Source organism: Parablautia muri, assembly GCF_009917485.1.
GTDB lineage: Bacteria > Bacillota > Clostridia > Lachnospirales > Lachnospiraceae > Suilimivivens > Suilimivivens muri.
The window spans coordinates 52,930-75,050 of the sequence record NZ_QZDT01000018.1 but is presented as its reverse complement, the minus strand read 5'-3'; the positions used below and the strand labels follow the sequence as shown (position 1 = coordinate 75,050).

25 protein-coding genes and 1 riboswitch are annotated in these 22,121 nt (G+C 44.0%); of the genes, 5 read left to right on the top strand and 20 right to left on the bottom strand.

What is annotated here, in order from left to right; all coding sequences use genetic code 11:
* Nucleotides 1-7: 7 nt before the first annotated feature.
* The 18 genes from cobM to D5281_RS12185 form a co-directional block, all read right to left on the bottom strand.
* Entirely contained in the window at nucleotides 8-787 is a 780-nt protein-coding gene (gene cobM / locus D5281_RS12270; RefSeq protein WP_129178926.1) for a precorrin-4 C(11)-methyltransferase, read from the bottom strand.
* Nucleotides 751-1,884, bottom strand: a complete 1,134-nt coding sequence (cbiD, locus tag D5281_RS12265) for a cobalt-precorrin-5B (C(1))-methyltransferase CbiD (protein ID WP_129178925.1) — start codon at nucleotides 1,882-1,884, stop codon at nucleotides 751-753. Before cbiD ends, cobM begins: the two co-directional genes overlap by 37 nt.
* A gap of 15 nt (nucleotides 1,885-1,899) precedes the next feature.
* A complete protein-coding gene (locus D5281_RS12260) occupies nucleotides 1,900-2,544 on the bottom strand; it encodes a precorrin-8X methylmutase (RefSeq protein WP_129178924.1) in 645 nt (214 codons plus the stop codon).
* A gap of 5 nt (nucleotides 2,545-2,549) precedes the next feature.
* Nucleotides 2,550-3,578, bottom strand: coding sequence for a pyridoxal phosphate-dependent aminotransferase (locus tag D5281_RS12255; RefSeq protein WP_160560452.1), 1,029 nt, complete (start codon nucleotides 3,576-3,578; stop codon nucleotides 2,550-2,552).
* A gap of 141 nt (nucleotides 3,579-3,719) precedes the next feature.
* Nucleotides 3,720-4,700, bottom strand: coding sequence for an adenosylcobinamide-phosphate synthase CbiB (cbiB, locus tag D5281_RS12250; protein ID WP_160560451.1), 981 nt, complete (start codon nucleotides 4,698-4,700; stop codon nucleotides 3,720-3,722).
* Nucleotides 4,697-5,344 (bottom strand): histidine phosphatase family protein, encoded by a 648-nt coding sequence (locus D5281_RS12245; RefSeq protein WP_160560450.1) that lies wholly within the window; start codon nucleotides 5,342-5,344, stop codon nucleotides 4,697-4,699. The genes cbiB and D5281_RS12245 overlap by 4 nt, the downstream gene beginning before the upstream one ends.
* Nucleotides 5,317-5,700 carry a bifunctional adenosylcobinamide kinase/adenosylcobinamide-phosphate guanylyltransferase gene (locus tag D5281_RS12240; RefSeq protein ID WP_129178920.1) on the bottom strand — a complete coding sequence of 128 codons (384 nt, stop codon included), beginning with the start codon at nucleotides 5,698-5,700 and terminating at the stop codon, nucleotides 5,317-5,319. The genes D5281_RS12245 and D5281_RS12240 overlap by 28 nt, the downstream gene beginning before the upstream one ends.
* Entirely contained in the window at nucleotides 5,697-6,467 is a 771-nt protein-coding gene (locus D5281_RS12235) for an adenosylcobinamide-GDP ribazoletransferase (protein ID WP_129178919.1), read from the bottom strand. The genes D5281_RS12240 and D5281_RS12235 overlap by 4 nt, the downstream gene beginning before the upstream one ends.
* Before the next feature lie 56 nt (nucleotides 6,468-6,523).
* Complete coding sequence (locus D5281_RS12230) at nucleotides 6,524-7,054, bottom strand: bifunctional adenosylcobinamide kinase/adenosylcobinamide-phosphate guanylyltransferase (RefSeq protein WP_160560449.1); 531 nt, start codon at nucleotides 7,052-7,054, stop codon at nucleotides 6,524-6,526.
* 5 nt (nucleotides 7,055-7,059) lie between these two features.
* Complete coding sequence (gene cobT / locus D5281_RS12225) at nucleotides 7,060-8,151, bottom strand: nicotinate-nucleotide--dimethylbenzimidazole phosphoribosyltransferase (protein ID WP_129178917.1); 1,092 nt, start codon at nucleotides 8,149-8,151, stop codon at nucleotides 7,060-7,062.
* Nucleotides 8,120-9,592, bottom strand: coding sequence for a cobyric acid synthase (locus D5281_RS12220; RefSeq protein WP_129178916.1), 1,473 nt, complete (start codon nucleotides 9,590-9,592; stop codon nucleotides 8,120-8,122). Before D5281_RS12220 ends, cobT begins: the two co-directional genes overlap by 32 nt.
* A 2-nt stretch (nucleotides 9,593-9,594) precedes the next feature.
* Nucleotides 9,595-10,386 carry an ABC transporter ATP-binding protein gene (locus tag D5281_RS12215; protein WP_129178915.1) on the bottom strand — a complete coding sequence of 264 codons (792 nt, stop codon included), beginning with the start codon at nucleotides 10,384-10,386 and terminating at the stop codon, nucleotides 9,595-9,597.
* A gap of 104 nt (nucleotides 10,387-10,490) precedes the next feature.
* A complete protein-coding gene (locus tag D5281_RS12210) occupies nucleotides 10,491-11,495 on the bottom strand; it encodes a FecCD family ABC transporter permease (RefSeq protein WP_129178914.1) in 1,005 nt (334 codons plus the stop codon).
* A 25-nt stretch (nucleotides 11,496-11,520) separates the two neighbouring features.
* On the bottom strand, nucleotides 11,521-12,723 hold the full coding sequence (locus tag D5281_RS12205) for an ABC transporter substrate-binding protein (protein WP_129178913.1): 1,203 nt from the start codon (nucleotides 12,721-12,723) through the stop codon (nucleotides 11,521-11,523).
* Between the two features lie 73 nt (nucleotides 12,724-12,796).
* Nucleotides 12,797-13,759, bottom strand: a complete 963-nt coding sequence (locus D5281_RS12200; protein ID WP_160560448.1) for an iron transporter — start codon at nucleotides 13,757-13,759, stop codon at nucleotides 12,797-12,799.
* A 19-nt stretch (nucleotides 13,760-13,778) separates the two neighbouring features.
* Entirely contained in the window at nucleotides 13,779-15,068 is a 1,290-nt protein-coding gene (locus tag D5281_RS12195) for a sirohydrochlorin cobaltochelatase (protein ID WP_277935336.1), read from the bottom strand.
* 200 nt (nucleotides 15,069-15,268) lie between these two features.
* Nucleotides 15,269-15,477: riboswitch (cobalamin riboswitch) on the bottom strand.
* Between the two features lie 50 nt (nucleotides 15,478-15,527).
* Complete coding sequence (locus tag D5281_RS12190; protein ID WP_129178911.1) at nucleotides 15,528-16,220, bottom strand: hypothetical protein; 693 nt, start codon at nucleotides 16,218-16,220, stop codon at nucleotides 15,528-15,530.
* Nucleotides 16,221-16,241: 21 nt separating this feature from the next.
* On the bottom strand, nucleotides 16,242-16,769 hold the full coding sequence (locus tag D5281_RS12185; protein ID WP_277935335.1) for a cob(I)yrinic acid a,c-diamide adenosyltransferase: 528 nt from the start codon (nucleotides 16,767-16,769) through the stop codon (nucleotides 16,242-16,244).
* Between the two features lie 733 nt (nucleotides 16,770-17,502).
* Here D5281_RS12185 and D5281_RS12180 point away from each other — a divergent pair.
* From D5281_RS12180 to D5281_RS12165, 4 genes are all read left to right on the top strand, one after another.
* The gene (locus D5281_RS12180; RefSeq protein ID WP_120472228.1) at nucleotides 17,503-17,895 is read left to right on the top strand and encodes a plasmid mobilization protein; all 393 of its coding nucleotides are present in this window, start codon (nucleotides 17,503-17,505) and stop codon (nucleotides 17,893-17,895) included.
* Nucleotides 17,867-19,534, top strand: coding sequence for a relaxase/mobilization nuclease domain-containing protein (locus D5281_RS12175; protein WP_120472217.1), 1,668 nt, complete (start codon nucleotides 17,867-17,869; stop codon nucleotides 19,532-19,534). Before D5281_RS12180 ends, D5281_RS12175 begins: the two co-directional genes overlap by 29 nt.
* A 78-nt stretch (nucleotides 19,535-19,612) precedes the next feature.
* A complete protein-coding gene (locus D5281_RS12170) occupies nucleotides 19,613-20,206 on the top strand; it encodes a hypothetical protein (protein WP_160560447.1) in 594 nt (197 codons plus the stop codon).
* A 15-nt stretch (nucleotides 20,207-20,221) separates the two neighbouring features.
* A complete protein-coding gene (locus tag D5281_RS12165) occupies nucleotides 20,222-20,572 on the top strand; it encodes a DUF2200 domain-containing protein (protein WP_120472215.1) in 351 nt (116 codons plus the stop codon).
* A 178-nt stretch (nucleotides 20,573-20,750) separates the two neighbouring features.
* Here D5281_RS12165 and D5281_RS12160 read toward each other — a convergent pair whose 3' ends face one another.
* Together D5281_RS12160 and D5281_RS12155 are read right to left on the bottom strand one after the other, a co-directional pair.
* Nucleotides 20,751-20,942, bottom strand: coding sequence for a hypothetical protein (locus D5281_RS12160; protein ID WP_129178908.1), 192 nt, complete (start codon nucleotides 20,940-20,942; stop codon nucleotides 20,751-20,753).
* Between the two features lie 13 nt (nucleotides 20,943-20,955).
* Entirely contained in the window at nucleotides 20,956-21,120 is a 165-nt protein-coding gene (locus D5281_RS12155) for a hypothetical protein (protein WP_160556036.1), read from the bottom strand.
* Nucleotides 21,121-21,237: 117 nt separating this feature from the next.
* Here D5281_RS12155 and D5281_RS12150 point away from each other — a divergent pair, with 117 nt between their 5' ends.
* Nucleotides 21,238-21,903 carry a hypothetical protein gene (locus D5281_RS12150; RefSeq protein WP_120472213.1) on the top strand — a complete coding sequence of 222 codons (666 nt, stop codon included), beginning with the start codon at nucleotides 21,238-21,240 and terminating at the stop codon, nucleotides 21,901-21,903.
* Nucleotides 21,904-22,121: the final 218 nt, after the last annotated feature.

The window sequence follows — 22,121 nt, the reverse complement described above, 5'->3', positions numbered from 1 at the left end:
TATCCTTTCAAAGCGGCTTTTCAGGAACATCACTGTTTTTTTCGCGGAATCCTGTTGAAAAGTCAGCAGCATACAGTCTTGATTTTTGATAATGCTGGTGGGCAATCGCATCTCCCACCAAAATTAACGCTGTTTTTGTAATGCCATGCTCCACAGATATATCATACAGGGTATCAATTGTACCGATATATGCCTCTTCCTCGTCCCACGTTGCCTTATAGACAAGGGCTGCCGGCGTGGTCTTTTTATATCCTCCCAAAACAAGCCGCCTGCACAATTCCTGAATCATTCCCGCGCTTAGATAGATTGCCATAGATGCCTGATGCGCTGCCATGCTTTCAATACTTTCTTTCTCCGGCACTCCCGTCCTGCCTTCCATTCTTGTGATGATCAGAGACTGTGAAATTCCCGGCAGGGTATATTCCAGATTTAAGGATGACGCCGCCCCAAAGCAGGCGCTTACCCCCGGACAGCTCTCATAAGAAATGCCCAGTCTGTCCAGTTCATCCATCTGCTCCCTGACTGCCCCATAAATACTGGGATCCCCTGTGTGAAGGCGAATGGTCAGCTTCCCTTCCTTCTCCGCTTCATCCATGATTCGGACTACTTCCTCCAGTGTCAGTTTTGCGCTGTTATACATCTCGCAATCATTCTTTGCATACACAAGCAATTCCGGATTTACCAGAGAACCGGCATAAATAATCACATCCGCCTGTTCCAATAAACGCATACCTCTGACCGTAATCAAATCTACCGCCCCTGTTCCTGCCCCAACAAAGTAAACCATTCTTCTGCCCCCTTGCTTTTTGCCAGCTCTCCAAACCCATTAGCATATAAAATACAATCTGTTTTCAGCTTTCCTCCTGAACGCGTTTCCATGTAATAACAGATACGCTCGGCAATTCTGTCCATGATCTGATGCAATTTCCCGCTTTCCTCTATCATTGGGATTGCTTCTTCTGTTGTCACACAATCCAGTATCTCTCTGACTTTTGAGGAATCCATCTGCTCCTTTATGGAAAACGCTGCCAGAAGTTCCATTCTGCAATCCGCTTCTTTAGAATGCGTATTCATAATCCCACCGGCAACCTTGATCAGTTTTCCGATATGGCCGGTCAGGAGTATTTTGCAAAATCCAAGCTCCACTGCCATATCAATGGTTTCCCCTATGAAATTGCTGCACTTCACACTCCTGTCCAAATCATACCCATAAGTCTCCCTCATAAAATCCAGACCGTAGTTTCCCGGTGATATTGCAACATAATCAAACCCTAATTCTCTCCTCTGGCGCAGTTCAAGCTTAATCGTGTCCAAAAGCGCCTGACTGCTCATAGGCTCCACAATGCCGCTTGTTCCCAATATAGAAATTCCACCCACAATTCCAAGTCTTGGATTAAAGGTGCGCTGGCACAGTTCTTCTCCCTGCGGCACAGAGATTTCAACCTGCAGGCTTCCCTGATAGTCCACACACCTGCAAACCTCCAGCACTTCCCTTTTTATCATTTCCCTTGGAACATGGTTGATTGCTGCATTGCCCACAGGCTGATCCAGTCCCGGCCTTGTCACCCTGCCAACACCAGCTCCGCCATCAATGACAATTTCCTGCTCCCGGTTTTCTTCCTCACAAGATACCTTTTCAAGACGGGAAACTTTTGCATAGATCCACGCGCCTGTTGTAACGTCCGGATCATCTCCTCCGTCCTTTTCCACACCGCAGCTTACCGCGTTTTCTCCACATCGGATATCCATGATCTTTGCATTGTATGGAATCCCTTTCGGTGTTTCTATCGCAATTTCCGTCTTTCTTTGTCCCGTCAAAAGCATGTAGGCTGCGGCTTTTGCTGCTGCTGCCGCACAGCTTCCGGTGGTAAAACCGTATCGCATTCCTGGTTTCCTTTCTTAAAGTTGGTAAATAACCGCATTACAGATTGCGGCAGCAATGTTGCTCCCGCCTTTTCTTCCCCGGTTTATAATGTATGGAATATCCGTTCCCAGTATCAGTTCTTTCGCCGCCTCCACGTTGACAAATCCCACCGGGGCACCAATGACAAAAGCAGGCTTATAACCCGTTTCCCTGAATAATTCATACAGTTTGATAAGCGCCGTGGGCGCATTACCGATTGCAAAAATAACCGGCTTTTCAATGGCTGACGCTTTTTCCATACTGACAGCCGCCCGCGTCATATTCCTTTGCTTCGCCAGCAATGCAACCTCTTCATCCGCCATAAAACAGTGTGCCATGCCGCCAAATTTCGAAAGCGCCCGTTTATTGATCCCGGAAAGCGCCATATTGGTATCCGTTACAATATCAGCGCCTTTTCTGATCAGGTCTTTCATGATTGTTACCGCTCCATTCGAGAAACAGAGTGTTTGGACATAATCAAAATCCGCACTGGTATGTATGACCCGCTTTGTAATGAATTCCTCCTCAGCCGGAATCTGAATGCCCCTTTGCACAAGTTCCTCACTGATAATTTCAAAACTCCGCTTTTCAATCTCTTCCGGCAGCAAATATTCAATTTTATGTTGTTCTGTATTTTCCATCAATATCACCCACGTATATCCCCGATTGCCTCCAGCAAAATTTCATTTTCTTTTCTTGTCTTAACGGCTATCCGGTAAAATCCCTTACCCAATCCTCTGAAATTTCTGCAATCCCTGATCAAGATTCCTTTTTCCAGCAGTTTTTCATACAAAGCTTCATCACTATAAAACATGATAAAATTTGCACATGACGGAAACACCTGAAATCCTTTTTTCTTCAGCTCTTTCTCCAAAAGCTGCCTCTCTGTATTTATGTAGTTTTCCGTTTCCATGATAAACTCCCTCTGCCCTGCACAGACACATCCGGCTTCCTGTGCAAAGCCTGACAGGTTCCATTCCGGAAGCTGCGCAGCTATTTTCATACGTGTTTCCGGATTGCTGCATATCAGATATCCCAGCCGGACTCCGGGAATTGAAAAAATCTTTGTGAATGTCCTGATCAGTATCAGGCGGTCCAAAGTTTCTATTTCTTCAAGCATGGAAAACCGGACGCCGCAAAATTCAATAAAACTTTCGTCCAGCACCACATAGATCCCTTTTTCCTGGCAATGCTGTAAAAGAGCCAGAAGCGCTTCCCTTCCCAAAAGATTTCCCACAGGATTGTTGGGATTGGCAAGAAAAAGAAGCTGCACGTCTTCCGCCAGGACAGCATCAATATCCTCTCCCGGACAAAAGCTGTTTTCCCGCTTCATCTCATAATAAATAATCTCTCCCCCCGCCGCTTTTGCCGCATATTCATATCCATAAAAGGACGGAACCGGTATCACAGTTTTCTCAGGCTTTATTCCATGTACTACCGCCATAAACAGTTCTGAGGCTCCATTTCCAAACAGCAGGTATTCTTCCGGTACGTTAAGCTGACTGCTGACCGCTCTTTTCAGTTTTTCAGCTTTCATATCCGGATAATTGCCGCACCTTTCCACTGCCCCATGCAGTGCCGCCACCACACTTTCCGGCGTACCTAAAGGATTTACATTAACCGAAAAATCCAGCTTTACTTCATTCCGGTAAATATCTCCGCCATGAATTCCCATTTACGCTTCCTCCATTCCAGTTCCGCATCTGCCCTCCGATACCATTTATGGCAGAGACATTTCCAGCCGCCAAAAACATGCGTCTGTAAATGCTCTGGGCATCGTCCGGGCTGATACTTTTTTTTTGCTTTTCAGTTCCACTCAGATGAATAACAACAACATGACTGACAGACACAGCACTTCACACAACCATGCAGTGACATACATTAAATGGTTCGCCCGCTTAATATCTTCATATTCCACCTTGCGTAATGCATCCCCGATATATGGTTTTTTAACGGTTTTACCAAAATAGCTGGCATCTCCCGCAAGCCTGATAGAAAGCGCACCGGCGCACACGGATTCTGTCTGCGCCGAGTTTGGACTTGCATGTTTTCTGCGGTCCCTCCTGTAAATTTTCCATGCGCCTTTCCCTGAAAAATCACTTCCTGACAAATAGGAGGCTGCTATCATCAGAAGGGCGCTGATCCTTGCCGGAAGATAATTCACAAAATCGTCAAGCTTTGCCGCTGCTCTTCCGAAATACAGGTACTTTTCATTTTTATATCCAATCATCGAATCCATTGTGTTTATTGCTTTATATAAGAATCCAAGTATCGGACCTCCGATTGCCAGATACAGCATCGGTGCAATCACTCCATCAGAGGTATTCTCCGCCACCGTTTCTATCGCCGCTTTCGCGACGTCTTCTTCGTCCAGATGTTCCGTATCTCTGCCCACGATCATGGAAACCGCAGTTCTTGCCTTTTCTAAACTGCCTTTTCTTAGACAATGATAAACCTTCATGCTCTCTACCCTCAGGCATTTCATCGCAAGGATCTGGTAAGTCATAAGGCTCTCTATTGCCATTCCCACATAAGGATGAATACGGTATGCAGCAAATAAAAGAAAACCTGAGGCCATAACCACACTGGCAAGTACAATCAGTACCATGGCTGCTCCCTGCCTGAGTTCACTTCTGCTCTTATCTGTTTCATTTATTGCTATTTTCCTCCGAAGCCTCTTCTCTGTCCCGGAAATCAGCTTTCCAATCAGCCTGATTGGATGTGGGAGAAAGTAGGGGTCCCCCAAAAGCTGATCCAGCAGAAAACCCATGAAAAAAGCAATCATATGGTATTTCATATTTCTCTTATTACCTCTATCCGCAAATTATTTTTTTCTGATATCCTTTCACTGTACCTGTTTTCCATTCTGCATAAATATCCTCTTCCGTTAGATACCTGATAATCAAAGTATGACTTTTTACTATACGTGCTAAGCAATGCCATGACCGTACCGCCATGAACCACCATCCCCACCCTCAAGGGAACGGAGGTTTCCAGTTCTGTCATCTTACGCAATTCACCACACATTCTAAGCAGTCCTTTTTTGCACCGTATAATAAAATTTCCCCTGCTTTCTCCCTCCGGGAAAGCCAGTATGCCGCCGCTGTCTATCCATGCCTGATACCGTGCGTTGTCTTTCAGTTCCTCATAATTCCTGTATTCAAATTGCCCGAAATCCATTTCCTCCCATTCCGGAATGATTGCTGGAGTTAACTTTGGATATAGAATTTCAGCAGTTTCGATACATCTTTTCATGGGGCTGGTAAACAGATAATCCACATCCGGATAGATATTCTGCTTTTGATACGACAGCAGCGCTTCCATTCCGTTTTTACTTAAGGGTTCGTCTGTTTTTCCCAAATACCGGTGCTCTTTATTAGCCTGTGTTTCCCCATGCCGTATTACAGCAAGCGTTATTTGATTTTCTGACCAATCCCGCATATTACCCGCTCTACCTCCTCTGCCCTCTTCGCAAGCAAAATGAGAATCCTCCCCATACGTTCCCTGTATTCCCTTTCAAAGGCCTCTAACGGAATGATACCGTTTCCAATCTCATCGCTGATCAGGATACAATCCTCAAATTCATTTAAAAATGTCTCTATTTCCTTTTCCGGGTATCCTCCATCCAAAATACGGTTCTTAACCCAATGATGGAGATGATCAATTACCACCGTTTTCTGTTCTGATACTGTATGATCCGGCAAAATCCCATCCCACACCTCGTCTTTCTGTAACCCGTATTTTTCCAGTACATACGAAAGCTTCCCCTGTGCATAACCGCCTATTACCAGTTTCATCTTAACCTCCATAATGAAAGCATTGCTGCTATCACAATCATGCAGACCTCACAGATCAAAACAAAATACCCGGCTGTATCACCTGTGATTCCGCCAAACTCTTTTTTGCTCCGGCAAAAATAATAGATAAGCGCTATCATAGCCGCTGCCGCAACGATCAAACCTGCCGAAGGCGACCAGAAAAGCATGAATCCGATGCATGCTGCGCTCTGTAAATACAGTGAACCTTTCACAATCCTCTTCTGGGAACTGTCTGCAAAGAGGTAAAGCGTTCCGTCTTTTTTGGCCAGCGGAAAGGAAACTGCGCTGATGCCGCATAGACACCGAGAGAGGAAAAAGCTGCTGCATACGATTTTTAACATCACATTACTTTCTACTTCTGAAAACGCCCCCAGATAAACTAACCCATAGACCGCCAGCATAATAACCGCAAAGGCTCCAATATGGGAATCCTTCAAAATTTCCAGTTTTCTTTCCTTCGGGCTGTAGGAATGCAGGGCATCCATCGTATCCATAAAGCCATCCACATGAATCCCTCCTGTAATGAAAAGCGGGATTGCCGCATCTACCGCAGTTCGGCACAAAATACCAATATGACAGTAGTTACACAGTTCATTCCAGAAATAAATACATCCACCAATCAGTGCCCCAACCCATGGGAAGAAACAGAAAATGTACTTCATATCCTCTTCCTTCCATTCAAACTGAGGAACCGGAATTTTAGAATACATGGAAACTGCTATGAAAAAGGATTTGATTACTTGCATTTCTCTCTCCTTACTGTTTTATAGTGAACGACAAAAATTTTTGTTTTTGGCGTTCACTATATGACTACCGGAATCCCGGCCACTACTTCCACTACCCGATCTGCCATAGCTGCCAGCCTTTGATTGATTTCTCCCATTGCATGAATATAGTCCATGGTCGTCTGGTCATAGACGATTCCGTCCTCAAATACGTTGTTGCTGACCACCACCAAATTTGTTGTATTTTCCTTTAGCTTTCTAAGGCCACTGACAACGTTTTCTACCACCTGCATTTCCAACCGGGGCCTCTCTCCTGCAAACATCTCATTGGCAGTCAGGTTTGAAATACACTCCAATAAAACCGTTTTCTTCCCTCCATCCATCTTTTCAAGAGATCTTCCTATTGACCTGGGCTGCTCAATGGTAAGAAAACCTTTTCCACTTCTGAGTTTCCTATGCCTCTCAATTTTCTTTTGGCCTTCCTCGTCAAAAACCTGCATGGTCGCCAGATAATATTTTTTCATGTCTTCCTCAGAAACAGAGCAGACAACTTCCTCCGCATAAGAAGATTTTCCGCTTCCGCTCCCTCCAATGACCAGAATCATCATAGCTATCAATACCTTTCATATGGTTTTACCTGAATATCCGAAAACAGCGTTCTTCCCCGATAAACACGAAGCGCCATGTCCAGAAGCGGGAACATCATAACCGCGCCCGTTCCTTCTCCCAAAGCCATACCTGCATCTATCACAGGCTCCAGGCGCAGTTCCCTCATCAGCCTTTCCACTGCCGGCTCTTTCCCTTTATGGGAAGGAATCAAATACTGTACAGTTCCTGGCACAAGCCTTTCGGCAAGTAATGCCGCTGTCATACTGATTAACCCGTCCAGAACCACCGGTACATGGAAGATTCCACCGCCAATACAGACACCCGCAAGCCCTGCAATATCCAACCCTCCCACCGTTTCCAGTATCTTTAAGGGCTTTGCCTCATATAGTTTATACTTTTCGATTGCTTCAGTAATAATCTGCCTTTTATGGCGCAACTTCTCATCACAAAGCCCTGCGCCTCTTCCTGTCACTTCATCTGCTTTGCATCCTAAGAGCGACGCTGCCATGGCGCTGCTTGTGGTAGTATTTCCAATTCCCATCTCACCTGTGGCAAGAATGTGATAGCCTTTCTGCTTACAATCTTCTACTATTTCTATACCAGTAAAAATTGCACCAATGGCTTCCCCGCCTGTCATAGCAGGTTCAGCCCTGAAATTCCGGGTGCCGCAGCGAATCTTCCGATCTGATACTCCTGCAATCTGTTCCTTTGTATTTATTCCAATATCAATCGGAACCGTATCCGCCCCAATAACTGCTGCCATTTTCCCCACTGAGGAAGCGCCCTTTGCCATCTGCTTTGCAACAGCTGCCGTAACCTCCTGGCCGGACTGGCTGACACCTTCCTCCACAATACCATTATCCGCACACATGATAATGACCGCTTTTTTTGAGATATCTATTTCCTCCGTACCCAAAATAGCGCCAATCTGTGCTATAAGAGTTTCGAATCTGCCCATTCCGTCAAGCGGCTTCGCTATCTGGTCCCAATTCTCCAATACTTTTTGATAGATTTCTTTATCCGGCTGCTCTATCAACAGCTTATCCAAATCTTCTTCCGTATAGTTACCCGATATGCGCTTCTCTGAGCATTCCATAGATTTCCTCCATATTCAGATATTTCGATAAGATATCCGCCAGCTTATCATATTGCTTTTCTTTATAATCCCTGTAATCCATACAGTTTCCATTCTCTGTACCGGTGAGGGTAATACCCTTTTTCTCAGCCAGTGTATTTACAAGGGCAGATGCAATCACGCCTCTGTCAAATATCCCATGAACATAAGTTCCGTACACATTTTTATTTTCACCGGTCACAAATACCGCTTCCCTTTCTCCGCTGCTTCCCATATGGATCTCATACCCTTCAAAATCAAGCCCTGTGAGTACGGAAAAGATTCCATCCATCCGGTTTATGGTTCCATGTACCTGACGGCGCACCTTTTCACGATGCAGCCGGGTAGTGACAGGCAACAAGCCCATCCCTCGCATGGTTCCTCCCATCTCCATCCGTTCCGGATCGGAAATTTCTTCTCCCAGCATCTGATATCCCCCACAGATACCGCAGACCGGTATTTTTTCCGCCAGCCATCTTACCGCATCTGCCAGCCCGTTTTGATACATCCATTCCAAATCACCCATGGTATTTTTACTGCCGGGCAAAAAGACCAGATCCGGATTTCCTAATGCCCCCACAGATGTGACATAGCGGACAGACACCTCCGGTATCTGTTCAAATACATTGAAATCCGTAAAATTAGAGATTCTGGGATACCGGATGACCGCCAGGTCAACCTTTCCCTTTTCCTTTCTATCAAATCGTTCTGTCAGGGAATCCTCATCTTCCAGATCTATTTCCATATAAGGAACAATTCCGGTTACCGGAATACCTCCCTTCTCTTCCAATATTTCAATCCCGGAATCAAGGAGCGACGCATCTCCCCTGAATTTATTGATGATAAGCCCTTTTACCCTTTCTTTTTCTTCTTTTGTAAGCAAGAGCAATGTTCCAAGAAGCTGTGCAAATACACCGCCTCTGTCAATGTCTCCCACCAGAAGTACCGGTGCATCAACAATCTCTGCCAGCCCCATATTGACAATATCATTCTCCCGCAGATTGATCTCCGCCGGGCTTCCCGCTCCCTCGATGACAATAATATCTGCTATCTCATTAAGCTTCCGGAATGCTTTTATAATATCCGGAATCAGTTTTCGCTTATAAGAAAAATACTCCCTTGCACTCATATTTCCAAGGACTTTTCCGTTTACGATCACCTGGGAACCTGTATGGTTTGTAGGTTTTAACAAAATCGGATTCATACAAACCAGTGGGCTAATCCCTGCAGCTTCTGCCTGCATGACCTGCGCTCTCCCCATTTCAAGCCCTTCTGCTGTCACAAAAGAATTGAGTGCCATATTTTGGGATTTAAAAGGAGCTACCCTGTATCCGTCCCGCTTTATAATTCTGCAAAGCCCCGCCACCAGAAGACTTTTTCCTGCACCGGACATTGTTCCCTGAGCCATGATTACCTTTGCCATATTTACCTCCATTCCATCATCTGCCTGATATAGGCAAGGAGTTTTGGATTTCCCGGAAAACTGCTTTCATTCATACCAAAAAGCTGCTCCATAAAGTCGGCTTTAAAAATTTCCTCCGGTGTACCGAACCTTTCCGCATACTCTCCCCTGAGGCAAAGTATCTTATCAGAAATAATCTTTGCAAGCTCTAACTCATGCAAAGACATAATAACCGTAAGTCCCTTTTTTTCCCTCATTTCCTGTAGTATGGATAAAAATTCCAACTTATATCTGATATCCAAATAAGAGGTCGGCTCATCTAAGATCACAATTTCCGGCTCCTGACAGATTGCCCTTGCCAGCATTACCCTTTGCCTTTGCCCGTCGCTGATCCTTTCAAATTCCTGTCCACAAATATCTGTAATATGCGTAAGTTCCATGACTTCATCAACAATACGCTCATCCTCCTTTGACAGTACGCCAAACCAGCCTGTATATGGGTATCTTCCCGTTGCCACCACGTCCCGGCAGCTTTTCATTTCTGCCCTTAGCTTCTCGGTAAATACCACTGACATTTTTTTTGCCAGTTCTCCCGCTTTCATTTCTGCCAGATTATTTTGTTCCAAATATACCTTTCCACCCAGCAACCGCAGTTGTCCGGCAATGCTTTTTAAAACTGTGGATTTTCCTGCGCCATTCGGACCGATCAGCGTCAAGATTTCCCCTCTGGGAAGATTAATTTCAATGTCTTTTATCAACGGTTTCCCATCATACCCTACACACATTTTTTTTGTGGAAAAATAATAATTTTTCATATCACCATCCCTATTTACACCATACCAGAAGAATCGTCCCAGCGATTCTTTGAGAGATGACTTAGATATTCTTAGACGGCGTATTTTGACGTCTTAGAATATCTTCATCTCTTTGCTACCACCCAAAGCACCACAGGAGCTCCAAAGATAGCTGTTACCGTACTGATACTAAGTTCCGTAGGTGCCAACATCGTTCTCGCCAGCAGATCGCAAAGCAGGCAGAAAACACTCCCTCCCAGAAAACAGGACGGTATCATCCAGATGGGGTCTGCTGTATGAAGAAGCCTTTTGATCAGATGCGGCGCTGCAATTCCTACAAAGGAAATCGGACCTGCAAATGCTACAATACACGCAGATAAAATACTGGAGAAAATCACGATACATACCCGAAGCAGACGTATGTTTACACCTGCGTTCCGGGCATAAGCGTCTCCCAGCCTGTAAGCATCAAGGGGTTTTGACATAAGAAAAACTGCAAGGAATGTCATGAAAACCACCACTGCCATAACTTCCACATTCTCCCATGTCATTCCGGAAAAACTTCCCCTTGACCAGTTATGCAGATTTACAATATCTGCATCATCTGCAAAAGTGACAACCAATTCCGTTATTGCAGAACAGATATAGCCAATCATAACGCCGCTTACCACCAGCATTGACATACTGCTGACCCTGTTTGAGAGCAAAAGTACAAATCCCATGGAAAGCATAGCGCCGATAAATGCCCCAAAAATCATAGTTCCTGATGTCACCCTGACCGATCTTCCCAGAAGAAAAACCATGATAAGCGCCACTACCATTTTTGCACCAGAAGAAATCCCCAGGACAAACGGACCAGCAATAGGATTGTTGAAAAATGTCTGCAAAAGATATCCCGCAAGTGACAATGCTCCCCCCAGGATCAAAACCGCCACTGCCCTTGGAAACCTGATGTCCACCAAAATCTTTTTAAGGGTTTCATCATCCCCACTTCCGGCAAATATTTTTATCATATCAGGCAGCGTAATCCGGACACTCCCAATACAGATATTCAAAATAACAAAGACAGCAGTACATATTCCAAGCAAAAGAAACACTGTCATGTATCTGTTCTTTTTGTTTTCCTGCATTTAATTCACGATACCTTTCCCTTTATCAATCTATATGAAAAAGATAATGCATATCTTCTTTCTCTCCCCGGAGCATCCCATGAATATCTTCTATCAGATAACCAATGGAAAGAGACTGCTGGTACATATCATTTGTCGTACACCAGACATTTCCTTCCTTAACCGCCTTAAAATCCGCCAATACCTCACATTTATCAAGGAGTTCTTCCACGCTGGAAATACCGCCGTCTATGGAACTGTTATAAATTAAAAAATCTGCATCTTTCGCCCCGGAGTAAAACTCCTCTATCTGCATATTCATGGTAGAACGCCTTGTTTCCGAATCGCCCAAGTCTTCAAAAATATAGTTTCCACCTGCAAGCTCTATCATCTTAGGAACATAATCCGATGACTGCCTTACCTGCACCAGACCATTAGAGGTAATAAAAAAGAAAGCTACTGTCTTATCTTTTTTTTCATCCGCGCCCACTCTCTCAAGAATCGCCACTTGTTCCTCAAAAATCTCTTCCGCTTCCTCTTCCTTTCCGAGCAGTGCTCCGTAAAATTTAACCCATTCTACCCTGCCAAGCGGATGAGACTCATAGCTTGAATACTCTATCATAACAGGAATTCCAAAATCATCCAGTTTTTCTATCACTTCAGGGGAATGGGAAATCATCATGTTTTCTATGGCCAGTGTACAATTTTTTGAAACTATCAGTTCGTAGTCCGGCTTATTATATTTGCCCGCATAAAGGATATCTCCATTTGCCATAGCTTCCTTTGCTGCTTCAATGTACCATCCATCTTCCTTTTGTCCTGAAAATGCAATTGCTCCCAGCCCATCCAGTTCACTAAACGCATCCATGGCGGAAGATGCAACCAAATAAATATCCTTTACCGGACATTTCAGCACTACTACTTTGCTATCTGGAATATCTCCACCGGGAATTTCTTTCTCTAAATTCTGCGGCACTTCTTTATCTTCAGGTACAATCAGATAACGCGCCCCGTCTATTGTTGTTGTCAGAAGGGTATATCCCCCTTCATAATAATCCACTTTAAAATTTTCGGCATACCGGATTTCCATGCTTCTTTCATAAACCAGCTTTGCCTCCAATCCCGAATCCGCTTCTATTTCCTCCCTGCCCTCATACAGGGAGGCAGAATCGGAAGAAGGACTGCTGCAGCCATAAAGCCACAGCAATCCTATCAAAAGAAAAATGACCGTCTTTTTTCTTCCTCTCATCTTCATCTCCAGAGATAACTTAGATTTTCTTAGGCGATGTTTTTTGACGCCTTAGAAAATCTATATCTCTTATTCACTCTTTTATTGTGTCTGAATGGAATGTAAGCGTATATTCCACTTCATGAGGTTTGCTCATTGCCACAGTGTCCCCAATCACAACCACCGGTTCATCAAACATAAGAACAGGAACTTCAAAAACTGAATCCCCCTCCGTATTTACCGGAAGATACTTTTCCCCGTCCACGATCATATAATCATAATTGGGGCTGCTCCACTTTAGCGTTGCTATTGCCTGTCCGTCAGTTACTGTCATTTCTACAGGAGACAGGATTTCAGCTTTCCCGCTCCCTCCTTCAAACGTAATTTCTATGCTGTATGTGCCATCCTCCAAAGCAGTTGTACCTTTGGTATCCGCACTCCCGGTCTGTGCATTTTCTTCTGACAAAACTGGGTTAGAAACGCTGACTTTATGGTCATACCATTTTCCCTTTGTCCCAATCAGAGCCAGGTCAAATTCTTCCCCAAGATAAGGAACCGGCACATCAAAACCATAGACTTCTTCCGTCAGCCCATCACTGTATGTAACCGTATCCTCTGTGGGCATAAGCAGCTTTGCCCCTTCTTTTTCCGCATCTTCCGCCAGTCCGGGATAAAGATTTATAATCTTTTTTGACCCCAGGGAAATATGGATCGTCATCTTACCATTTTCTACAGTCAGTGTCCCTTTCCCCTCACAGGTTTCATTTACCCGGAACATACTGCTGTCTGTTGTAAAATCTGCGGTATATATTCCGTCAGCAAGCTCTGTCACCGACTGTTCAGATTCAGAACTTTCACTGCTCTCAAGATTTTCTTCTTTTGATGCTTCAGATGTCGTCTCTGACACAGATTCAGCCACTTCTCCCTGTTCCTCTTCTGTAAGAGCTGCTGCGTCAATAACAGGATCAGTCTCCTGCACATCACCTTTATTGCCACAGCCTCCCAGCAACACAGCCAAAAGAACTATCACGGCAGCTGCCACATTTTTCTTCCTCATAGTTTTCTGCTCCTGTCTGTTACTCACTCATTACTTTTGCTGTATGCTCTACATAAAGTTTCTGAATATCCTCAATCGAACCAAGACCAATAACCTGAACCTCCACGCTGTCAAAACTGCCGGAGGCATTAAACATACTAAGCCATGAATCTTCCTCCTCGCCTGCCATATCATTATTGGCATGATCACCTGCTACCACCATAAGGGGACGTAAGATTACTTTCTTATAGCCTGCCTGTGTCACAGCCTCTATTACTGCCTCACAGGATGTTTCCTCCGGTTCTCCTTCTACTGTTCCGATAAATGCATTGACACAACCGATATCCGTCAATTGTGTCTGCATCTGGCTGTAGCTCACCTTTGCTGCATGGGAAGTGCCATGTCCCAGAAATACGAACGCTGCTCCATCTTCCTGTGCTTCTGCCAGACTCCCATAACCTGCGTCCGCCACAGCTGCCGCAAGGATCGCCTCCGCTACCACAGCCTTATCCTCATTAACAACAGATGCATCTGCACCAACCTCTCCAAGAAGCGGCTCTGCAACTTTCACTGTTTCAAACTGATCCTGATAATTCTCCAGAGTCTCCATCAGTTCATCATATTCCGCGCCATGCATAAGATGGGTAGGCTGTACCACTAAATTCTTCACTCCGTTTGTCACTGCGCGCTCCAATGCCTGATCCACATTGTCAATAAACTCTCCATCTCGCGCCTGTACATGGTTAATAATAATCTGTGCTGTAAATGCCCTTCTCACCGACCAGTCCGGATTTGCCGCCTGTATGGCATCTTCAATTCCCTTAATATCGTCCACACGGCTGTCATTAAAAGAAGTGCCAAAGCTAACTACCAGAATCTCATTTTCTCCAATATCATCCTGATTCCTTGGATCATCCTTAGAAGCGTCACCAGTATCCCTTCCAAAATAATCAGGATCTGCCTCTTCACCTTCTACAAGCTCCTTCTGGGCATCTGTAAGTGCGTCCCATGCTGCTTTCGCCTGTGCACACTGCTCATCAGTATTCTCCGTCCTCGTCTGCACGTAAATTGCATCAATCAACGCGGCAACCTCATCGGCAGCTGCCTGATCAGAATCCGCTCCGCCCTCCGCATCATCTGTATCAGCCTGATTCTCTGTTTGACTCTCATCATTCTCATTTTCCGTCTGCGCCTCTGTAGCAGTCTCACTACTTCCTTCCGTCTGTACGGTATTTCCGCCAGTCTCCGAAGCTCCTTTCGAGCAGCCTGTCAATGCCAGTGAATAAGCTGTAGCTCCGATTAAAAATGCTGTAACTACTTTCTTTTTCATCTTTTTGTCTCCTCTTTTCTCCCTGCATTGCTATAAGGGTATAAAATTATATAAAAAAATCCTTTACCATAGTTTCAATTCAACTACGGTAAAGGATTTGTACACAAAATAAGCCTGCAAGACATACCTAGGTAAGCAAAAACCTGTTATGCTTTTTGCAAGTTCAACGTACAACCAATTACTCGTGGCCTGAAACAAAGTTTCCGTACAACATACAGGCAGGTCTCCCGGCTTATAGATCATCACATCGGCCATCTTCCCAGGAATGAATTTGCTTATTTCCCAGTGATATATCGGCTTCTACTCCCTAATTACGGTGACGAGTTCGTACAGGATTCGCACCTGTTTCCCTTTTCACCAAAACCAATGCAGAATACATTGTTTTGACACCTGTATGTTATCTATTCAATTGTTCAAAGTATATCATATTTTTTTCTTATGTCAATACTGCTTCCTTTTTTACAATTTTCCAAAAATTCTGCTATATCCATAATTCAACGACATATCTGCCACCCTTGCCAGCATACCTCCTTTGGGAAAATCTCTTTCTACCCGGTTCGGACACTGCACATTACGGCAGCCTGCACATATACTCTCACATTGAATCTGCTCATCTCGTGTCAGTTCCGCCACAAATACCACACTCTTTTTCGGAATAATGCAGAAAGCAGTATTGCAGGTAATCTGATATTGAAAACCTTTTAACAGTTCCGGCACCATCTTAAGTGGAAAGTTCTCCTCACTTCCGGGAAAATGGTACCGTGCAACATGCCAGTTCCTTTTTCCTCTCACATAACGGTTATATGCCCCGTAGCCCATAAGTAACAATTCACTGGCCAATGCTTCCAGCATATAGCTTTCAGATAATTGTTCCTTCTCATGGTAGCTCTCCTGCAGACTGTCCAGACTACTGCCTAATGACATAATAACATCTTCATACTCTGCTCCTGCTGTTTCTTTCTGCTTTCTATTAAATGAACCAGATTCCCTGCTTTCCCAAAATGCCTCTCTTTGCATCAATGGAAGCATCTCCTCTGCCACTGCCCGAAGTTCTACTTCTTGCCTTTCTCCGTAATGATATTTTCTACACACGCCTTTCAAAAAAGCCTTTCCCAAAAAACGTTCCAACAAATCAGGAAAAAAATCTGCCATTTTACCTGCCCTTTCTCTATTTTAAAATTCAATCCCTTTTCTTGCCCCTATCCCTTTTTCATAAGGGTGGCTCACACATTCCATCTCTGTGACATAATCAGCCATATCGCTCAAAAATACCTGGGCACTGCGCCCGGTAAGCACAAGTTCTATTTCCTTATCCGCTTCCTGTTTTCCAAATGTCAGAAGCCGCTTCAGTTTTTCCATATCCAGCAATCCCCAATTAAGCGGATATGTAATCTCATCCAAAATTACTAATTGGCAATTTCCACTTTCCGCAAGCTCTAAAATCTTGTCCAAAATGCGATTATGTATTTCTGTAAGTTCTTCCTTGTCCGATTCTGACATGGAACTATAAAAGCCAAAATTTTTCTCACTGCGTAAAATACTAACTCCCGGCAGATTTTTTAGTATATGCAATTCCCCCGTATCATTACCTTTCATAAATTGAGCAAAACATACTTGCATATTCCATCCCAAAGCCCTAATGCAAAGCCCTATAGCCGCGGTTGTTTTCCCTTTCCCATTACCTGTATATAAATGTATCATAATGCCCTGCCCTTTCCATATATACATACTAATTCTTTAACCTTCATTGACTGCCAATGAAAATATGCATGGGTTTATTGTATCGTATACGACCATCTATTGTAAATGATTATCTATATCCTCAAACTCTGTTTTCTACAGACTCGACAACCGTACCCAAATATATATATTTTAATTTTCCACCAAGTTGCATCATGTCGCTCCGGCTCCGCTCTCCGCTCCATCATGCACCTGATTTTCCGTTTCCTCTCTCTCCACACACAGGGCAAGCATACCTTCGGTATCCTTGCTTCACTCCCACCACGCTTTCTCCACACAGTCGCTTACGGAATGTGCTCCGTTCCTCCGCACATACCGTATCCCTCCGCTTCGCTCCGGGAGCGTTCTTACGCAAGCGTTGCTTTGCAACCCTTGCCCGCTACCTCTACATTTCCCTTCTCTTCCCATTTACTTTTTCTCAAAATTTTCTTTTCCATGCGGTAGCATACGTTCTCTCAAATCGGCTTTTATTATAGAGGGGCTTTCAGTTCTCGAAGAGCAAGTTTCGCCTGCGTAACTCAAAACCCACTTCGTGGATTTTGAGCCACTCCGGCTTACTTGATGGGGCTTCCGCGCCCCATACCCTCGGTTGGCATATCCTCCGGATATGCAGAACTGGCTCCCGTTACACTCTCGCAGCGTGATAAAGCACGATGGCAGAGCCATCCAGCTTTATCACGGGAAAGGATATGATATGGCAAGACCGAAAAAAGAAAAAGAACTGAAACGCAGCCACTGTGCCATGCTCCGCTTCAATGACACCGAATACGAAATTATTATGGAAAATGCTAACGGAGCAGGACTTCCCCTTGCAGAATTTCTACGCAGACAGGTAATGAAAGGAAAGGTAATTGCAAAATATGAAATTGTGGCAGACGTGCCGGAACTAAAAAAACTGGTTGCAGAGTTTGGCAAGATTGGAAGCAACCTGAACCAGATTGCCCGCCACTTTAATCAGGGCGGAATCCATTCACAGGAAATGCGTCAGGCAATAGGCAGGTGTCTTGCAGAAATTCACGAAATGCAACAGGAAGTAATAAAGATGGCAGGTGATTTTCATGGCGATACTGAAACACATAGCAAGTAAGAATGCGGACTATGGTGAGGCACAAAGATATCTCATTTTCCAACATGATGAATACACTGGAAAACCGGTTCTTGATGAAAATGGAAAAATGCAGCTCCGGGAAGAATATTATCTTGACGGTGTAGAGTGCGATCCGTTCAGTTTTGATATGGAATGCAGGGAACTGAATGCCCGATTCCATAAAAATCAAAAATATGACGAAATCAAATCCCACCACTACATCATCAGCTTCGACCCGAAAGACAGGGACGAGTGCGGGCTGACCGGGGAACAGGCACAGCAGCTTGGGCTTGAATACTGCAAAAAGAACTTTCCCGGACATCAGACCCTTGTCTGCACACACACGGACGGGCATAACGGGAGCGGCAACATCCATGTACATATTGTCATCAACAGCCTCCGCAAAAATGATGTGGAGCGTCAGAATTTTATGGAGCGTGACTGCGATTCCCGCGCCGGAAACAAGCACCATTTAACTAACGATTACCTTGTTTATTTGAAGCAGTCGCTTATGGATTTGTGCCTGCGGGAAAATCTGCATCAGGTAGACTTACTCACGAAAGCAGAACGGAAAATAACAGAAAAAGAATACCATGCCAGACGCAGCGGCCAGAAAAAATTGGAAGAACGTAACCGGCAGATGATCTCAGAAGGTATTACACCACGCACTACCGTATTCCAGACACAGAAGGAATACCTGCGCACTTCTATTGACGAAGCTGCCGCCTCCGCGCATGATCTCAAAGAATTTGAGCAGATACTTTCAGAAAAATTCAACGTCAAATTTAAAATCAGCCGGGGCAGGTTCAGCTATCTCCACCCTGACCGTGAGAAACCGATCACCGGAAGAAACCTTGGGACTCACTATGAAAAAGATTACCTTATGGGAGTGATTGAAAATAATTCCCATCTTGAAAATACAGGGAAAGACCGGACTGTGCAAAAAGAAATTTTGCCAAAAGAAAAAATCCATACCCCGGAGCACCCTGCACATCAGCAGGAGATACAAACCAAGACAGATACACCTACAGCCTCATTTGAGAAATCCGGGCTTCGTCTGGTAACAGACTTACAGCGCTGTATTAAAGCCCAGCAGAGCAAAGCCTACGCTGGAAAAGTAAAACTCTCCAACCTGCAGGCCATGGCAAAAACACTTTCCTATGTACAGGAACATGGATATAACACTGTAGAAGATGCAGAGGGCAGACTTGCCGAAATAAAAAAACTTGCTTCCTCTTCCAGAAAAGAACTGAAAGATATTGAAGGCAGGCTCCGGCAGGTCAATGAGCAGATCCACTATACCGGACAGTACCTTGCCAATAAATCTGTTTATTCACAGTTCCTTAAGTCAAAGAACAAAAGGCAGTTCCGTCAGGAATATTCTTCAGAGCTTGCCCTTTATGAAGCCGCTGTAAAATTCCTGAAGGAAAAAGCCGGTGGCGGAAAGCTCCCTACCTTACAGACGCTGAAAGCAGAAAAGGAAAAACTACTGATGCAGAAAAAAGAATCACAGGAGAAATACTATTACTACCGGGATTATCAGAAAGAATTGGATACCGTCTGTACTAATATCCGCTCTGCCCTGGGGCAATCACAAAACAGACCAGCACGAAAACAGGAACGAGACAGCATATCCTGATTTCCATCTCGAATCTTGCTAAGGACTGACTGGTATGATAGGATAAATAAACAAATCAAAAATTCATGAGGAAGTTATATGGTAAATACAATAGAAAATTATTTTCAATGGAAAACTAATCCAAAAGAGCCATCAATCGAAAAAAAATATGAAAATCATATGATTATTTCTCAGTGGAAAAAAACAGATGTGCTATATTCGTTTATAGGTATTTATCAAATAGGAATCTATGTTTTTTATCCAGATAAATGTAAAAGGACAAATTACACTATAAAAAACGAAGCAGGTGAATATTTTTCTTTAGAATATTTAACAGCGGAATTTAAAAAATACGAGAAATTAAATAAGACCATTATAGACTCAAATTTTATACAATACATAGATTCTTTCGGTAATGTCATACCTATATGGCCCGGTGGAAATACTGATAAAGGTAAAAGGTCATATTGCTTTGATATTCCCGATATTTATTTTAAAAAATATGAAAAATGGTTTTCAGCGATGAGACAGCTATATCCCCACTCATGTTTAGATGGAATTATTGATAATGAATTTTCAACGGATAACACTAAAATATTTTTAGACAATATGAATGAAGACACTTATCCTAAGTCTCTTAAGCATGTTGTTGAAGTAATAACAAAACGCAAAAAATATTTGGACGGTTTTTAGAAAGGAAATACTGCCATGGCAAACGAAAAAATATACAGCATGCCCTTTGCGAAGCTATACCCGATGCTGATTGCAAAAGCAGAGAAAAAAGGGCGCACCAGAAAAGAAGTTGATGAAATCACCTGCTGGCTGACCGGATACAGCATAGAAAATCTGAATGGACTTATGGGAAGTGATATTACTTACGGAGACTTCTTTTTACAGGCACCGGAATTAAATCCAAACCGCAGGCTGATAAAAGGCGTGGTGTGCGGTGTCCGCGTGGAGGACATTGAAGAACCTTTAATGCAGGAGATCCGCTATCTGGATAAACTGGTGGATGAACTTGCGAAAGGCAAGGCACTCCCAAAAATCATGCGTACATAAATGAAAAAGGGCATCCGGCGGGAGTGCCAGACACTCCCTCTTCCACTTCCGTTCACGCTCCATGCCATTTTCGCCGCCTGCCAATATCCTTTTCCCACTGCCCTGTATAATCTACGCCTGTTTCTTATGCAGCTTTTTGATATCCTTTAAAACAATTCCCTGCAAAATACACATCTGATTATGAACAGTTCATGCTTATACTCAGTTCCCCGTCAGCCCCTGCATTCAGTCCCTTTACAGCGTTATAGATTGCCATAACGTCCTCTTTGGGAAATGTAGGAAAAACAGAAATTACACCTTCAAGGTCCAGCCCACACCGGCACATCGATTCTATTGCACGTTTATCCTGCTCCTTCATCACTACCCCCATTATCCTTCTTCGCCTACCCATTCACTTCAAACATATGTTCTATTATAAATATTTTTTTCCAGTTTGCAACTGTTTTTTCATAAATACCATAAATACATCTGCCCTCACCTTTTCTGATGTTTGAATACTTGTTCCACCTTGAAATTTCCCAGAATTTCTTTCCCACATTTATTGACACTAAAGCGCCCCACCGTTACAATGAACAGCAGATGGAAAGTACACATGTAACTGTCAATGATAAGAAGTGTCTGGCGGCTCGGAACCGTCTGACCGGTTGCCATAAGGAGGCCATGCCATGAACTATTTCACCTGTGATGCATGCCATTACATATTCCATGCGGATGATATGCCCTCTTCCTGCCCGGCCTGCAGTGCATCCTCGATTATTGCGCAAAACAATAACAGCAAAAAATTCAAAATTCCTGCTGTCCGGTTTTCTACCGAAACAGAAATGGAGCAGAGCAGACTGGCTGAAACAGGGGAATCAGCAACAAAATCATTCCTTGAACGTGTGAAAAATCTCACCGGTTATACCCTTACCAATGATGAATATCACACAGCCCTGATGCTCCTCTTCTATTTCAAGTCCGCTCCGAAAGAAATTACTTCCATGCATTTGAATGATCTTCTTTGCGGGAGGAACTCCTTTATCGAAAACAAAATGGCGGAGACAGCCGCTGGGAATTTATATCTTCAGGCTCAGAAACATTTTACATCGGAGCTTGGCAGGGAACGGCGGGAGACCGGCTGCAACGATGCCGTGGAAGTCGCAGCCTATACGGAAAAAGGTTCTGCCGCAAGCCTGCTACTCCTGTTCCGTCAGAATGAAACTGACCAGATTCTCGGAAAAACCCCTAACCTTACAAACATCCGCAGCGTGAAGTTTGACCAGGTTGTCAAAGGACCCAGTGGGGACTATATCCGTTTCCTGATAGACTGGCACAACTCAGTCAGGCAATAAATCAGTTTTTTATCCTTAATTCCCGACTATTCTTCAGTCTACATGACAAACTGCCCATGTTATCAGCAATTTCACGTATAGCGTGTAGACTAAATATTTTACACCTGCATTCAGAATGCTAATCGAGAATTCTTTAAAAACTGGATTCTTAAATTGTAGACTAAATTATATTCCAAAAAAAGAAGTGCCCGGCACAATGCCAGACACTCCTTTTTCTA

Excerpts from the sequence above, each read along its gene's own strand:
- cobM (WP_129178926.1), bottom strand. The coding sequence starts at position 787 with ATGGTTTACTTTGTTGGGGCAGGAACAGGGGCGGTAGATTTGATTACG.
- cbiD (WP_129178925.1), bottom strand. The coding sequence starts at position 1,884 with ATGCGATACGGTTTTACCACCGGAAGCTGTGCGGCAGCAGCAGCAAAA.
- D5281_RS12260 (WP_129178924.1), bottom strand. The coding sequence starts at position 2,544 with ATGGAAAATACAGAACAACATAAAATTGAATATTTGCTGCCGGAAGAG.
- D5281_RS12255 (WP_160560452.1), bottom strand. The coding sequence starts at position 3,578 with ATGGGAATTCATGGCGGAGATATTTACCGGAATGAAGTAAAGCTGGAT.
- cbiB (WP_160560451.1), bottom strand. The coding sequence starts at position 4,700 with ATGAAATACCATATGATTGCTTTTTTCATGGGTTTTCTGCTGGATCAG.
- D5281_RS12245 (WP_160560450.1), bottom strand. The coding sequence starts at position 5,344 with ATGCGGGATTGGTCAGAAAATCAAATAACGCTTGCTGTAATACGGCAT.
- D5281_RS12240 (WP_129178920.1), bottom strand. The coding sequence starts at position 5,700 with ATGAAACTGGTAATAGGCGGTTATGCACAGGGGAAGCTTTCGTATGTA.
- D5281_RS12235 (WP_129178919.1), bottom strand. The coding sequence starts at position 6,467 with ATGCAAGTAATCAAATCCTTTTTCATAGCAGTTTCCATGTATTCTAAA.
- D5281_RS12230 (WP_160560449.1), bottom strand. The coding sequence starts at position 7,054 with ATGATGATTCTGGTCATTGGAGGGAGCGGAAGCGGAAAATCTTCTTAT.
- cobT (WP_129178917.1), bottom strand. The coding sequence starts at position 8,151 with ATGGAATGCTCAGAGAAGCGCATATCGGGTAACTATACGGAAGAAGAT.
- D5281_RS12220 (WP_129178916.1), bottom strand. The coding sequence starts at position 9,592 with ATGGCAAAGGTAATCATGGCTCAGGGAACAATGTCCGGTGCAGGAAAA.
- D5281_RS12215 (WP_129178915.1), bottom strand. The coding sequence starts at position 10,386 with ATGAAAAATTATTATTTTTCCACAAAAAAAATGTGTGTAGGGTATGAT.
- D5281_RS12210 (WP_129178914.1), bottom strand. The coding sequence starts at position 11,495 with ATGCAGGAAAACAAAAAGAACAGATACATGACAGTGTTTCTTTTGCTT.
- D5281_RS12205 (WP_129178913.1), bottom strand. The coding sequence starts at position 12,723 with ATGAGAGGAAGAAAAAAGACGGTCATTTTTCTTTTGATAGGATTGCTG.
- D5281_RS12200 (WP_160560448.1), bottom strand. The coding sequence starts at position 13,759 with ATGAGGAAGAAAAATGTGGCAGCTGCCGTGATAGTTCTTTTGGCTGTG.
- D5281_RS12195 (WP_277935336.1), bottom strand. The coding sequence starts at position 15,068 with ATGAAAAAGAAAGTAGTTACAGCATTTTTAATCGGAGCTACAGCTTAT.
- D5281_RS12190 (WP_129178911.1), bottom strand. The coding sequence starts at position 16,220 with ATGGCAGATTTTTTTCCTGATTTGTTGGAACGTTTTTTGGGAAAGGCT.
- D5281_RS12185 (WP_277935335.1), bottom strand. The coding sequence starts at position 16,769 with ATGATACATTTATATACAGGTAATGGGAAAGGGAAAACAACCGCGGCT.
- D5281_RS12180 (WP_120472228.1), top strand. The coding sequence starts at position 17,503 with ATGGCAAGACCGAAAAAAGAAAAAGAACTGAAACGCAGCCACTGTGCC.
- D5281_RS12175 (WP_120472217.1), top strand. The coding sequence starts at position 17,867 with ATGGCGATACTGAAACACATAGCAAGTAAGAATGCGGACTATGGTGAG.
- D5281_RS12170 (WP_160560447.1), top strand. The coding sequence starts at position 19,613 with ATGGTAAATACAATAGAAAATTATTTTCAATGGAAAACTAATCCAAAA.
- D5281_RS12165 (WP_120472215.1), top strand. The coding sequence starts at position 20,222 with ATGGCAAACGAAAAAATATACAGCATGCCCTTTGCGAAGCTATACCCG.
- D5281_RS12160 (WP_129178908.1), bottom strand. The coding sequence starts at position 20,942 with ATGGGGGTAGTGATGAAGGAGCAGGATAAACGTGCAATAGAATCGATG.
- D5281_RS12150 (WP_120472213.1), top strand. The coding sequence starts at position 21,238 with ATGAACTATTTCACCTGTGATGCATGCCATTACATATTCCATGCGGAT.